We start from the raw sequence: 13,897 nt of genomic DNA on the forward strand, positions 1-13,897 counted from the left end.
TCAAAGCCCCTGAGATCTTTTGAGAATTTTTGTACTTTAAGAGCAAACTCTGCGTATGCCGGTTTGGGTCCAGATTCTGCTTTTCCTGGGGGTTATCTACCTCCTGATCAGCGTGCTCATCTTTTTCCTGCAGGACTACCTCATGTTCAAGCCGGAGAAATTGCCGGCCGACTTCCAGTTTTACTACGAGAATCAGGAAACGGAAGAATACAATGTGGAGACCCGGGATGGAGCGGTGATCAACGGTTTACGCTTCAAAGCCAGGGAACCCAAAGGGGTTGTTTTTTACCTGAAGGGAAATTCGAAGAGCATCAAGGGATGGGGGAAATTTGCGGTCGACTTTACCCGTCATGGATATGACGTGCTGATGGTGGATTACCGCGGCTTTGGTAAAAGTACGGGCCGGAGGACACAAAAGGCCATTAAAAGGGATTTGCAGGTAGTCTACAACAAGATTAGGGAGAAAGTGGATGAGAAATACATCATTCTTTACGGCAGGTCACTGGGCTCGGGCTTTGCCGCCAAACTGGCTTCCATGAACAATCCCCGGATGCTGATCCTGGACGCACCATATTACAGCCTCAGCCATGTGGCCAAGAAATACATTCCTTTTATGCCCCTGTCCCTGCTGATCAAGTTCCCCATGCCTACGTATAAGTGGCTCAGGTATGTGCAGTGTCCCATACATATCATCCATGGTACCGATGACCAATTGATCCCGTATAAATCAAGCCTGAAACTCTCAAAGATACAACCCAAGCAGACCACCCTTTATACGGTCATAGGAGGGGGACACAAGAACCTGAACACCTTTGAGTCCTATCACAAGATGCTGCAGGACATCATTACGTCAAAGCCTGTGAAGGTAAACCTCGAGGGGTCGAGCATTTCAGTCCAACACAATAAATCAAAGCCCCATGCGTAGCCTGAGAAAGGCTGTACTAGCCCTGATTTCAGGCGTATTATTATTTTTAAGTATGCTGTACTTCCTTCAAGAGAAACTAATCTTTCTTCCCGAGAAACTGCCTAAAGACTATACGTATTCTTTCCGTGAACCCTTTGAGGAATTCTACCTTGAAAGACCCGACGGTGCCAGGCTGAACGCCCTGCATTTCAAAAGGGAAGATCCCAGAGGGGTGATCCTGTATTTTCACGGTAATGCAGGGAATCTTTCACGCTGGGGAGAGGTTGTCCAAAACCTGGTTCGGTTGAACTACGACCTGGTGGTCATGGATTACCGCACCTACGGAAAAAGCAAGGGTAAGCTCAGCGAAAAGGCGCTGCTGGAAGATGCCAGGGCATTCTATGAGTACCTGCAGCCCCTTTATAAAAGTGAGGATATCATTCTCTATGGGCGTTCACTGGGAACGGCCATGGCTTCCTACGTGGCTTCCGAAAACCAGATTTCTATACTGATCCTTGAAACCCCCTTTCACAGTCTGCTGGATGTGGCCAGACACCGGTTCCCTGTCCTGCCCGTAGAGTCCTTTTTAAAATACCCCTTTAGGAATTATGAATTCCTTCATGCGGTAGAGTCGCCCATTGTGATCCTGCACGGAGACCGGGATGAGGTGGTTCCCATTAAATCGGCCTATAGACTCAGGGAAAGCCTGGAGGGGAAATCCGTACAATTCATTGAGATCAAAGGGGGAGGACACAACAACCTCAGTTCTTTTCAAAGGTATCACGAAGCCCTCAGTAACATACTTCAACCTTCGTCCCAGAACGGTCAGTAGTAAGGCATACTCTCCTTTTTTACACGGTCACCTTAACATTTGAACTGTGCTTTAACACTACTTTATACTAATAATTCTAAATTCCTGTTAATCCCTGTTAAATGGCTTGACACAGGACATAAAAAGCTTATATTCAAATAGTTGGTTTTAATAAATACATTTTTTCTTTAAGGGCATTCGCCCGCTTCTGGCCTCTTACCTTGGCCAAAAACAACTCCAACAATACATTTTCATTAACATAAAAATCCTATTGAATGAACTATTTGAATATCAAAGAAGAACAATTATTGCCTGTAGTGATAGAATTGAATACCCTATTGGCAGAATATCATCTTTATTATCAAAAACTACGAAACTTCCACTGGAATATTCTCGGACAGAATTTTTTCGATCTGCACGAGCAATTTGAGACCATGTATATGGATGCCAGGGAGAAGATCGATGAGATCGCAGAACGTATCCTGACACTACGTTATCATCCCATGAGCAATCTCAGTGCTTACCTGAAGACGGGGACCATTGAAGAAAGTACCGGGAAAAAGACCGATCGTGAAATGATCGCTGAGATCCTGAAAGCTCACAGTATTCTCCTTAAACAGATGAGCGCTGTCATCAACAAGGCAGACGAAGTAGGGGATGAGGGAACTATCGACCTTATAGGCGCCTATATCAGGGAGCTTGAAAAGACCAGCTGGATGTTGAACGCATGGAATATCGGGAAGAATGATGAATTGAAGACAGCAACCATTATCTGATGGATCAGCGGCATTTCAATCATTGTTTAACCTTAAATACGATATTATGAAAGAAGAAGTATCATCATCCTTAGACATATTGCTGAACAGGCTCGCGGAATGGGGCAATACCCTGGTCGAGAACTTACCTAATATGCTTCTCGCCTTAGGGGTCCTGTTGGTATCCTACTTTATGGCGAGGTATATCAGCAAGGGCGTAAGTAAGCTCGTTCAGAAACGGGTGCCCCAGAAATCCATTACCAATTTAATTTCAAACCTGACCACCGTGGTGGTAGTGCTTTTTGGCCTGTTTCTGGCCCTGAGCATTCTTGATCTCAATGATGCCCTGATGTCATTGCTCACAGGTGCAGGGGTAGCCGGACTGGTAGTTGGTCTGGCCCTGCAGGGAGCTTTATCAAATACGATATCCGGTGTAGTCCTGTCATTCAGGAAGAACATACGGATAGGCGACTGGGTCGAGACCAATGGCTTCGCAGGCGAAGTCGTCAAGATCAACCTCAATAATTTTATCATTAAAGAGGCGGATAACAACAAGGTCATCATCCCCAATAAAACTATCCTGGAGAACCCTTTGAAGAATTTCACACTGACAAACAAGATGCGAGTGGTACTGGGTTGTGGAGTTGGCTATGAATCAGATCTGGACAGGGTGGAAACCCTGACTAAAAACACTGTGAAAGAATGTATTGAGCAGGTAGAATCAGCAGACGATGTCGAATTCTATTTTGAGGAATTCGGCGCGAGTTCCATCAATTTTATCGTCCGGTTTTATATCACCAGCGAGAGTGCCATCGAAAAACTCCGGGCCAAAAACACGGTCATTAAGGCGATTAAAAAGGCCTTCGACAAGGAAGGAATCAATATTCCTTTCCCGATTCGAACGTTAGAATTCAGTACTGGTTTGGACCTAAATGCCAAGAAAGTAGCCGAAGCGTTTTCTACCAACTAAGGACTTGACTCAAACATTGAAATAATTTTTAATCTTAAAAATCTAAATACCTATGAAATACATATATAGAAACACAATTCTTACAACTTTCTCCATGCTGACTTTGACCTTAGGTTTTGCTCAGGAAAAGATGACCAAATCAGAAGATCGAACGTTTAGAGTTGATACGGTAGCTTCTGAAACCCTGGAGAAGACATATAAGCTTTACGACAATGGTGATCTGATCAAGAATACCGTAAGAGTCCATACAACCCAGACTCAAGCCATGCAACTGGAAAGCGAAGACAAAGGCATGATCAATCAAGATCGGGTAATCCCGAAAAAGAAGATATTTAAAACTGTGAAGATTGATCTGGACCAGGACGAGGCATTTGATGAATTGATTCGTTTCAGTTACAACGCTGATGTAAAATCAGACTTTGTTCTTTTGATGAATGAAAATGAATTGTATGTAGCCGTTGGGGAAGGTGAAAATCTGATCATCTCAGAAAACACAGACCTGTCCAGGGAAGCTTTGAACATGGGTAAAGAGGTTTTTATCTTCACAGATAAGGAAGGAAATGAAATCTCTTTTAAAATAGAAGAATACCAGATAATGTAATATCGAGATAGGTGAGGTGAACATTGAAGGTTCCCGAACCAGAGATATGCAACCTGCTAGAAAAGTGTACCATAATTTGGTACACTTTTTTATTCAATCATCAAACAAATCGGATGATAGATAACGATCGCCCCTGTCACAGATAATGGAGACTACCACTCCTTCATCCAATTCCCGGGCCAGCCTCAAGGCAGCTGTGGTTGCCCCTCCGCTGCTCATGCCTGCAAAGATCCCCTCCTCCCGTGCAAGGCGCCGGGTCATCTCCTCGGCCTCCTTTTCACTGACCTCCATGATGCGGTCTACCCTCGAGGGATCGAAGATCTTTGGCAGGTATTCCTTTGGCCATTTGCGAATCCCCGGAATACTCGAATTATCGGTCGGTTGTACCCCGACGATCTGAACAGAGCTTTTCTTTTCCTTGAGGAATGCAGAGGTACCCATGATGGTACCCGTCGTCCCCATGGAGGATACAAAATGAGTGATCTCACCCCGGGTGTCCCGCCAAATCTCGGGGCCGGTGGTTTTGAAATGGGCCTTCCAGTTGTCGTGATTGCCAAATTGGTTGACCATCAGGTACCCCTCCTTTTTCACCCTGGCTTCTGCATAGTCCCGGGCGCCTTCTATTCCTCCCTCTGAGGGTGTGAGGGTTACCTTAGCCCCATAGGCCCTCATGGTTTGGACGCGTTCTTTGGTAGCATTCTCCGGCATGACCAGCTCGATGTTCAGGCCGTAGAGTCCCGCGATCATGGCAAGGGCAATGCCCGTATTGCCGCTAGTGGCTTCAATAAGGCGGGATTCCTTCGTAAAATCCCCTCTTTCCAGGCCGGAGGCGATCATGTTGTAGGCTGCACGGTCTTTGACGCTTCCTCCCGGATTCTGACCTTCCAGTTTGAAGTAGAGCCTTACCTCGGGATTGGTATTCAGGGACTTTGAAAGGACCAGGGGGGTATTCCCGATCAGGTCGGTGAGATTATTTGTCATTTTGATGCGTTCTGATTTCGATCTCCGGATTGTGGTACACCTTGGAATTAGGAGGCACCGAACTGGTAAGCCAGGCATTTCCGCCGATGATTGAATTGGCCCCGATGACCGTTTCTCCCCCCAGGATGGTTGCGTTGGCGTAAATAGTCACATTGTTCTCTATGGTCGGGTGTCTCTTGGTATCACTCAGGTTTTTAGCCACATAGAGTGCCCCCAACGTTACTCCCTGGTAGATCTTAACATGGTCGTGGATTACGGCGGTCTCCCCGATGACCACACCAGTGGCATGGTCTATAAAAAACGACTTACCGATATGGGCGCCAGGGTTGATGTCGACTCCCGTCTGTCGGTGGGCGTATTCGGTCATCAGCCTGGGGACAAGGGGGAACTTCTTTTTGTACAATTCGTGCGCGAGACGGTAGATCGCGATGGCATAGAATCCGGGATAAGCCAGGTAGACCTCTTCAATAGACAGGGATGCAGGGTCGCAATCAGCGATAGCCTGTGCATCGAGATTCAATTTTTCCAAAATCTCAGGCAAAGCCTGAAGATAGTCCTCCCAAATCGAGGAACAGGCTTTCTCCGGATCCCAGCAGGCCAGGTCGGCCAGGAGGTCGAATTTCTCCTGAAGCAATGGCAGGTTCTTATCAATGGGCGTTTCAATGTCAAAAAGGGACAGAAACAACAGGTCAGTGAAGGCTTCTGTCTCCCGCTTGAGTCTAAACCTGAGGTTGGGCTGTTTTTTGTTCTGTTTTATCTTATCTATGATCGTCCGGGTGTCCATAAGAGCGTATTACAAATTAAAATTAACCAATAATTAAAAAGCCCCTGTCGCAAAAAGGTTAACTTTATTACAAATCTTTAAAATATATCAATTACCATGGGCACTGAGAGGATTGGCAGTGAGGCGCTGGAATTTCTAAATAAGTTATCGGTCAATAACAACAGGGATTGGTTCGAAGCACACAAGAGCGAATTCAAAGCATTGGAAAAAAAAGTAAAGTCGTTTTACTCCAATCTGATGGAGGAGTTAAAAAAACACGATGACATCGAAAAGATGAAGATGTTCAGGATCTACAGGGATGTCAGATTCTCCAAGGACAAAACGCCATATAAAACTCATTTTGCAGGTTCCTTTTCAAGGGCCGGAAAGGCTTTGAGGGGAGGGTATTATCTCCGGATAAAGCCAGGGGAGACCTTTGCCGCTGCAGGCTTCTGGGAACCTAACAAGGAAGACCTGTACAGGATCAGGAAGGAGCTGGAAATGGATGCCAGTGAGTTCAGAAGTGTGATCCAGGCTGAGGACTTTCGAAACACCTGGGGTGATCTGGTGGGGGAAGAACTCAAAACGGCCCCCAAGGGATTTGACAAGGAACATCCTGATATAGACCTGATCCGGAAAAAACAATTCATCTTCGTCCGGAACTTCACCGACAAAGAGGTGCTGTCATCAGAATTCTTGTCTGAAGTAGACCGGTCCTTCAGGAATATCAGGCCTTATTTCGACCTGATGAGTGAAATCCTGACCACTGATTTGAACGGGGAATCCCTATTGCGGTAATTCAGCCAGGTCGAGCAGTTGCACCTGATCTTTCAATCTCTCGATGACCATATTCATCATCCGTTTGTTCAGGGCTGACGAATTCTGGATATACAATTCGTATTCCTCTACGGTGAATTGGCCGATGATCATGCCTTTGAGGGAATTTCTGAATTTCATGTCCTTTTGGATGGCATGTTCTATATATCCCAATCTTTTGGGGAGATTCAGGCCGTAGAAAACATTCTTATGCTTTTGCACATAATTCCTGAAAGCTGCGATCAGCAGGGCGTTTTGGAATTTGATAACAGGCCTGAGGGTGGTGTTTTGGAAGCGTTCATCCCGACTCATGTCGTCATTGATCCGGGCATTTGGGAGTTCAGGGCGTAAACTCAGGAGCTCCGAAGATCTATCGTTCATCTCTGAAGTTTTAATAAAATTAGAAAATCAAAAAGGGGAGTGGAAGCAAGCTCCAATTACTTGTTAACGGGGTTATGAACAAAGAAAACATCGGGTTCAGAGCAATTCCCTGGCTATATCCTCCCATGAATCCACCCTTTCAAAATGGTTCGTGTGGATGTTGTGGGGGGAGGTAAAGATCAAGGGCCTGCCGACGAAATTTTCCAGGTTGTGACTGCGGTCGTCGATCAGGACATCCCCTCTGAGGATCTGTTTATCTCCGCAAAGTATCCGGTTCTTCCAGTGGATAAATGGGAAATGTTCATCTAACCACTGATGCTTTTCGAGGAGGGAATTCGGAAACTGCATGGCCGCCGAAGCCACGTATACCGCGTATTTTTCATTGAGCTCCCTGAGGACCTCTATACTGTTCTCTATGGGTTTCAGTCCACGGAAGAACCCTTTCTGGTAATAGTGCTGCCAGATGCTGTCCTTCCTGGATTGCGGAACCTTTTGCCACACCTCATGACCCATACATTCCTCCCGGGTAAGGTTCTCCCCAAATTCCCGGTTGTAGTATTCGATGTGTGCGGTATAGGTGTCCGCCATCACTTCATCCATGTCCACAAAGAGGATCATATCTCGTAGTTTGATGCGAATTTCCTAAAATTAAAAGAAATACAATGCCCCCTTGAGATTAGTTTAACAATGCAAAAATCCGGACGGCCATAAAATGCCAAAGATGTATCAGACAGGCCGCCAATTTGCGTACTTGACAATTCTGCTGCCCGGTTTTGCCTGGCAGGTCCGTACATCTGATAATAGTAGTACTTTTGAAAAAAATCTACATATGCGATTTCACACCAGAAAGTGGGTCAAACCCGAAGACCTGAATGCCAACCAGACACTGTTTGGAGGTAGATTGCTCTCCTGGATCGATGAGGAGGCAGCTCTGTACAGTATCATCCAACTCGAAAACAAAAAAGTGGTTACCAAATACATGTCGGAGATCAACTTTATGAGTACAGCCCACCAGGGCGACATTGTGGAGATCGGGATAGAAGTCGTCAAATTCGGGAAGTCCTCCCTTGTCCTGAAATGCGAAGCCCGAAATAAAATGAACCACGAGACCATCCTGACGGTAGACAACATCATCATGGTAAATCTGGATGAGAAGGGAAAACCCCTGCCTCACGGTAAGACCAAGGTTGAATACGTAAAGGACCGCCTGGCGGAAGAGGAAGATTAGTCTATTGCATTTCCCGGGCTATGGCCTGGACCTCGTCTAGCACCCTCAGCAGGTTTTCACCCCACAATTTGGCAATGTCTTCCTCTGAATACCCCCTCCGGACCAACTCATGAGTAACATTGAAGGTCTCAGAAGCGTCAGACCAGCCTTCGATTCCTCCGCCTCCGTCAAAATCGGAGCTGATCCCCACGTGGTCGATCCCTATCAGGCCAACCATATAGTCGATGTGATCCACAAAGTCCTTTATATCTACTGGCGGTGGTGCATCAGGTCTTGTTGATGCGATTTCTTTAGCCAGGGAAACTATCCGGGGATAGTATTCCAGATACTCTTCCCTCTGATCCGGCGGAAGGTTTCTGTATTCCCTTCTGTTGTACCAGGTGATTCCAAGGGAATCTGCCACCTGTTCGTGCAGCTTTTCCATGTAAGCCCTCCTGGCCTTGTCTTTCTCTGTGTTTAGATAGGAACTGAATGCTACGGTCTGCACCACTCCTCCGTTCTCCTTCATCCACATAAGTTGTTCATCATCCAGATTCCTGCTGTGGTCACACAAGGCGCGCGCAGAGGAGTGGGATGCGATGATAGGTGCTTTCGTCAGGGCGATGATCTGTTCCATTGAACTCTTGGCGGGATGGGATACGTCGATCATAATACCCAGCCTATTCATCTCATATACAGCATTTTTACCCAGTTCACTTAAACCATTATGTAACCAAATACTATCCGCTTCACCCGTATTGGAATCCGCGAACTGACTGTGCCCGTTATGGGAGAGGGAGACGTATCGTGCTCCAAGGTCGTGGTACCTTTTGAAATTCTCCAGGTCTTCTCCCATGGGATAAGCATTTTCAACCCCTATCATGGCAACGAGTTTCCCTTCGGAGTGCAACTTCCTTACGTCATCTGAATTCAGGGCCAGGCCAATTTGGTCCGGGGCGATCTCCTCGCAAAGGCGATGAATAGCATCGAACTTAGCCATGGCGTTCTTCTCAGCCCGCTTGTAAGCCGTTGGGGTCAGGGAATCCTGCCCAGTGTAGACGATCAGCCAGGCGACATCTAGACCCCCTTCTTTCATCTTTGGCAGATTTACCTGAGTCTCCAACCTTTGGGTGTAGTTTACGCTGTCAGTGAAATTACGAACATTGATGTCGTCGTGAGTGTCGATGGTGATCACTTTTGCGTGGATACGTTCCGCTTTTTCGCGCAAAGCATCTGCATTGTCCTTCTCGGCCTCTCCACAGGCGATCATCGATAAAAAACAAAAAAACAGGGTGAAATACTTCATCAGGTACGAATTAGACCTACAAATAAAGCATTTTGACAACACATTCTACCCTGTAGATAACATTTAATTGTCCTGCCCCCTGTAAATCGGGATTTTAGTGAAGAAATCTAAACCACTTAAGACCCGATCTTGAAATCAAAAAACCTACTCACGCAGATCTCCGACCTGGAACTCGCCCTGAACAACTTTTCATTTGAGGAACTGAGCACCGAAGAAGCCGGACGCTTAAAAAAATCGTTCGACCATTTCAAGAAAGAATTGGAAACGAAGATCTGGGGACACGAACCCAATCAACCCGAACCGGAGCATCTGCCGGCAAAAAAAACGGAATCACACCTGATAGCGAAGGTCAGCCACGAAGTGAGAACCCCCTTGAACGGGATCATGGGCTTTGCAGACCTCCTGAAGGAAAGTGACCTGAACCCCGCTCAGGAAGAGCAGGTCAACGCCATCCTGTCGGCCTCGCGATCCCTGCTTGAAATCATCAATGAACTTCTGGAATACTCAAAGCTCGAAGCGGGTTCCGAGGAATTCAAAGTGGTCTCGTTCAACTTCCACAACCTGATCGCAGAAGTCACCTACCTCTGTGAAACGCTCATAGTCGACAAGAAAATTTCCCTGGAGGTGAAGACCGACCCGAATATCCCGAATTTCCTGCTGGGAGATCCCTCCAAGCTCACCCAGGTATTGCTTAATCTCCTGGGAAATGCCATCAAGTTCTCAGACCAGGGAAAGGTGATGCTTGAGACCACCCTGAAGAAGATAGAAAAAGGGCAGGCATATCTCAAGTTTGGGATCACTGACACCGGCATTGGAATACCCGGGGAAGACCTTGACCATATTTTCGATGCCTTCAGACAGGCAGGACAGCACACCTTCTCCAAATACGGAGGGGCAGGACTTGGCTTGAGTATCGTCAAGCAGATCGTAGACCGTTTGGGCGGGACCATTGCAGTTCAGAGCAAGGTGGATGAAGGAACGAAATTCGACCTTACCCTGGCTTTTGAAGTAGGGCAGGAAGAGAATCCCAAAAAGGCCGAAACAGAAAAATTGCCTGAAAAGGACATCCGCACCCTCAATGTACTGGTCTTTGAAGATAATCCCCTGAATCAGTGGTTGATAAAGAAACGGCTCAGAAACTGGGGATGCACCCACTTTGTCACCGAACATGCGGTGGAGGGGTTAAAAGTCCTGGAAGAAGAAAACATCCATGTGGTCTTTATGGATCTGCACATGCCGGTGGTAGATGGATATGAGATCACCCGAAAGATAAGGGCTTCTCAGGATCCGCGTATCTCCGGAGTACCGGTCATCGCCCTGACTGCTGATTTTTCGGTGCATGACAGGGAGAAGGCTGAGGCCGATGGAATAGACGATTTTATCTTAAAACCGTATACCCCTGAGGAATTACTGGACAAACTGATGGAATACGGATTTGCTGAGTCCGGAAAGTCTTCTTTGGAGAAGGCTGCGACAAAAGAAAACAAAGCCCCTGCTCAGGATGGCAATTTTCAAATCGACCTGACGGGCATGCTGGAAGACTGTATGGGGGAGGTAGATATGTTAGAAGAGTTGATTGGACTATTCAAGGGCAACATCCTGGAATTCATAGGCCGTGCAAAACTCCACTTAAAAAATCGCGATCAGGAACAACTGCGATTTGCTGCCCATAAAATGAAATCTGGCCTGGCGATGATTCAGGCTGAAAACCTGCTCATCCTGGTGAGACAAATCCAGGACCATTGCCTGAATGATCAAGATTTTGATCGGATGCAGTACCTGTACGACCGGTTCGTGAAAGAATATCCCATGGTGGAGTTTGCGGTGGACAGGGAGTTGACACGCCTAAAAAAAGAAAACGATTAACAAGATGAAAAAGATCCTGCTCGCCGATGACGACGAATTGCTGGCTTCCCTTTTAAACTACCGGCTAGACAAGGCCGGATACAAGGTACACTGGTCCTGTGACGGGAGAGATGTAAAGCTGGAATTGGAAAAGGAGATCCCGGACATCATAGTCAGCGACATTATGATGCCCTATTTCTCAGGGCTTGAACTGGTTGATTATGTGAGAAATACGCTCCAGTCTAAAGTTCCCATCATCATCATCTCCTCTGCCGGTAATGAAGAGAATGTCCTCTCTGCATTTGAACTGGGAGCCAATGATTTCATTTCAAAACCTGTGAGTCCGGCCGAGTTATTGGTCCGGGTGACACGGGAACTCAACAAAGCCTGATATTCATTAAAACAAAGATTACATATCACGTTTCTATGCTGCTTAGCATCCCAGAGATCCATACGGATCTTTTGTGGGATTTAAGCGTCTTGTTTGGAAGCCTGTGTATTCTTTATTTCAGTTTTATTTTCTTTTTCAGGAACAGGCTTTCTGCCAAATCCCGAAACATCAGTGATCGGAGGAAAGAACTCACCCCTGTAATCAGCAACTTCCTCTTTTATGGGGAGGAGGCCAGCAAGGAGGAGAAATACGAGTATGTCGGACTTAAAGTCGAGATGCGTGAATTCCTCAAAGACCCTATAAACAGGAGTATCCTGAAGGATATATTGCTGGACCTGCAGCGTGATCTTACCGGGGATTCCCGAAACCGACTCCTTTCTATGTACAAGGATTTCGATTTGCATTTGGATGCTATGGCCAAATTGAACAGCCGGAGGTGGGAAGTGGTGACCAAGGGTATCGTAGAGCTTACCCAAATGCAGGTAGTAGAGGCCTATACGGCAATACGAAAGTTCATTAACCACAGGAAAAACGTCATCAGGAGACATGCCCAGATCGCTACTGTTTCCCTTAAGCACGAGGGGATCGGTCATTTTCTGGATTCTAACAGATACCCGATTTCAGAATGGCAGCAGATCAAGATCCTGGAAGTACTTCGGGAAAAAGAAGATTTTATCCCTCCAAATTTCGGCGTGTGGCTGATGTCGGCCAATAAAGATGTCGTCCTTTTTGCGCTCCGCCTGATCAGGTACTACAACCAGACAGATGCCAATACCTCCGTTACGGAATTGCTTAAACACAGGGATGAGGAGATCAAACAGGCTGCTATTGACTGCATCAAGGAATTTGGTATCACCGATGCCATCCCGACACTGATGGCCGCTTTTTCCAGGGCTAAAAGGGACACCAGAATCCTGATCCTGGACGCCATAGGTACCATTGGCAAAGAAGAACACATACCCTTCCTGCGGGAAGTACACGAAAAAGTGTCGAATTTCAATGTCAGAAGCAAGGCCCTGGCTGCTGTCAATACTATTGCTCCGGGTACCATTTTGCCATTCAAAGACCTCGACCCGCTTATCAAGCCTGAATCACAGACGCTGATAGCAGAGGAAGCGAATGAAGCATCCGGAGATACTAAGGAAATACCAACCGAAGTTGAAACAGAAAAGATTGAAGTTGCTCCGGAAGCCGACCGGGATTTGGTTGCTCCGACTGATGTGACTGCTGAAGAAGATATTGTAGTGAGCGGGGAACACAGTGAACTGTTTTATGAGGATCTGGAGGTCTTTGACCATTGTTTTATGGAAGAGCTCAATGAGATCCTCGAAGGCAGGAATAAGGATGACGAAGAAGATCATCCCGGATTCCTGCCTCTCGATTTTTTACCACTTGTTACCGAAAAACCAACCGAGATGGACAAGAAGAAACCAAAGAAAAAAGCTAGGAAGCGGCTGTGGCAGCTTCGGGTGAATTATGAGGAAGTGCACCCCGATGCCGAGTTCAGAAAAGAACTGGAGGATATCCTTAGTAGGGTAGAAGTACAGAATCCTGAAGGAGATACGGAAGTTGAATATCTGAATTTCAATTTTCTTCCGTTTGTGGTCGGCAATGAGCCTGAAGGAGATGCATCTGAGCTACCTGAAGCAGAGGAACAGGAATCCCCGGAGGAGGAAATAACACCGGCCCCCGCTTCTGAAACACCCATGGAAAAGGTGCAGGTAGTAGACATGATTGAGGCTGAGAACACCTGTTCGCTGGTCGATTGGGAAGCCCTTCAAAATGAGGTGGCGGAAGATCTATCCGATAATAGCCAGGAAGAAGTCCGGCAAGTAGAAAACAAGACAGTGGATGAAACCCCAGGCCACAGCATTTTTGAAGAATTGTTCAGCAAGTGCGACGAGGACTCTAAATTGATCCTTCTCAGGGAGATCCCCGAACTGGGAGATCACAGGGAACTCTCGTTTCTCGATGCCCTGAAGAAAGAGCCCAGCACCAGGGTTCGTAAAATGGCTTCAGATGTAAAGAGAAAACTCCAGAAAAGATTGGAAGCAGAAGCCGGGAAGCAGGAGCAAAAGCAATCCCTTATCCAGTGGGAAAAGAGTCCTCAACCCGGTGATCTGCTGGAATTTGACCTGGAAGAACTGAAAAAACAAGGGAAGTAAT

The 13,897-nt window shown here is 46.7% G+C and carries 15 protein-coding genes; 10 read left to right on the forward strand and 5 right to left on the reverse strand.

Features of this window, described 5'->3' with window-relative positions:
- The first annotated feature begins 55 nt into the window (after positions 1-55).
- From IEV19_RS01150 to IEV19_RS01170, 5 genes are all read left to right on the forward strand, one after another.
- A complete protein-coding gene (locus tag IEV19_RS01150; RefSeq protein ID WP_188368872.1) occupies positions 56-925 on the forward strand; it encodes an alpha/beta hydrolase in 870 nt (289 codons plus the stop codon).
- Positions 918-1,736: an alpha/beta hydrolase gene (locus tag IEV19_RS01155; protein ID WP_188368873.1), complete on the forward strand. Its 819-nt coding sequence runs from the start codon at positions 918-920 to the stop codon at positions 1,734-1,736. The genes IEV19_RS01150 and IEV19_RS01155 overlap by 8 nt, the downstream gene beginning before the upstream one ends.
- Before the next feature lie 254 nt (positions 1,737-1,990).
- Positions 1,991-2,491, forward strand: a complete 501-nt coding sequence (locus tag IEV19_RS01160) for a Dps family protein (RefSeq protein ID WP_188368874.1) — start codon at positions 1,991-1,993, stop codon at positions 2,489-2,491.
- A 46-nt stretch (positions 2,492-2,537) separates the two neighbouring features.
- Positions 2,538-3,440, forward strand: a complete 903-nt coding sequence (locus IEV19_RS01165) for a mechanosensitive ion channel family protein (RefSeq protein WP_188368875.1) — start codon at positions 2,538-2,540, stop codon at positions 3,438-3,440.
- 52 nt (positions 3,441-3,492) lie between these two features.
- Entirely contained in the window at positions 3,493-4,041 is a 549-nt protein-coding gene (locus IEV19_RS01170) for a hypothetical protein (RefSeq protein WP_188368876.1), read from the forward strand.
- 93 nt (positions 4,042-4,134) lie between these two features.
- Here IEV19_RS01170 and cysM read toward each other — a convergent pair whose 3' ends face one another.
- Positions 4,135-5,022, reverse strand: coding sequence for a cysteine synthase CysM (cysM, locus tag IEV19_RS01175; RefSeq protein WP_188368877.1), 888 nt, complete (start codon positions 5,020-5,022; stop codon positions 4,135-4,137).
- A complete protein-coding gene (gene epsC / locus IEV19_RS01180; protein ID WP_188368878.1) occupies positions 5,012-5,806 on the reverse strand; it encodes a serine O-acetyltransferase EpsC in 795 nt (264 codons plus the stop codon). The genes cysM and epsC overlap by 11 nt, the downstream gene beginning before the upstream one ends.
- A gap of 96 nt (positions 5,807-5,902) precedes the next feature.
- On the opposite strand from epsC, the gene IEV19_RS01185 reads away from it, so the two are divergent.
- Positions 5,903-6,583: a DUF2461 domain-containing protein gene (locus IEV19_RS01185; RefSeq protein WP_188368879.1), complete on the forward strand. Its 681-nt coding sequence runs from the start codon at positions 5,903-5,905 to the stop codon at positions 6,581-6,583.
- On the opposite strand, the gene IEV19_RS01190 is transcribed toward IEV19_RS01185, so the two are convergent.
- A complete protein-coding gene (locus IEV19_RS01190) occupies positions 6,572-6,982 on the reverse strand; it encodes a glyoxalase (protein ID WP_188368880.1) in 411 nt (136 codons plus the stop codon). The genes IEV19_RS01185 and IEV19_RS01190 overlap by 12 nt on opposite strands.
- Before the next feature lie 96 nt (positions 6,983-7,078).
- Positions 7,079-7,600 carry a 5' nucleotidase, NT5C type gene (locus IEV19_RS01195; RefSeq protein WP_188368881.1) on the reverse strand — a complete coding sequence of 174 codons (522 nt, stop codon included), beginning with the start codon at positions 7,598-7,600 and terminating at the stop codon, positions 7,079-7,081.
- A gap of 211 nt (positions 7,601-7,811) precedes the next feature.
- On the opposite strand from IEV19_RS01195, the gene IEV19_RS01200 reads away from it, so the two are divergent.
- Positions 7,812-8,210: an acyl-CoA thioesterase gene (locus tag IEV19_RS01200; protein ID WP_188368882.1), complete on the forward strand. Its 399-nt coding sequence runs from the start codon at positions 7,812-7,814 to the stop codon at positions 8,208-8,210.
- Position 8,211: 1 nt separating this feature from the next.
- Here IEV19_RS01200 and IEV19_RS01205 read toward each other — a convergent pair whose 3' ends face one another.
- On the reverse strand, positions 8,212-9,495 hold the full coding sequence (locus IEV19_RS01205) for a dipeptidase (protein WP_188368883.1): 1,284 nt from the start codon (positions 9,493-9,495) through the stop codon (positions 8,212-8,214).
- Between the two features lie 129 nt (positions 9,496-9,624).
- Between IEV19_RS01205 and IEV19_RS01210 the strand changes: the two genes are divergently transcribed.
- From IEV19_RS01210 to IEV19_RS01220, 3 genes are read left to right on the forward strand one after another with little or no spacing between them, the layout of a single operon-like run.
- Positions 9,625-11,361, forward strand: coding sequence for an ATP-binding protein (locus tag IEV19_RS01210; protein WP_188368884.1), 1,737 nt, complete (start codon positions 9,625-9,627; stop codon positions 11,359-11,361).
- A 4-nt stretch (positions 11,362-11,365) separates the two neighbouring features.
- Positions 11,366-11,731: a response regulator transcription factor gene (locus IEV19_RS01215; protein ID WP_188368885.1), complete on the forward strand. Its 366-nt coding sequence runs from the start codon at positions 11,366-11,368 to the stop codon at positions 11,729-11,731.
- A 35-nt stretch (positions 11,732-11,766) separates the two neighbouring features.
- The gene (locus IEV19_RS01220; RefSeq protein ID WP_188368886.1) at positions 11,767-13,896 is read left to right on the forward strand and encodes a HEAT repeat domain-containing protein; all 2,130 of its coding nucleotides are present in this window, start codon (positions 11,767-11,769) and stop codon (positions 13,894-13,896) included.
- The last annotated feature ends 1 nt before the right edge of the window (position 13,897 follow it).

The sequence above is a fragment of the Muriicola marianensis genome (genome assembly GCF_014638095.1).
Classification (GTDB): Bacteria; Bacteroidota; Bacteroidia; order Flavobacteriales; family Flavobacteriaceae; genus Muriicola; species Muriicola marianensis.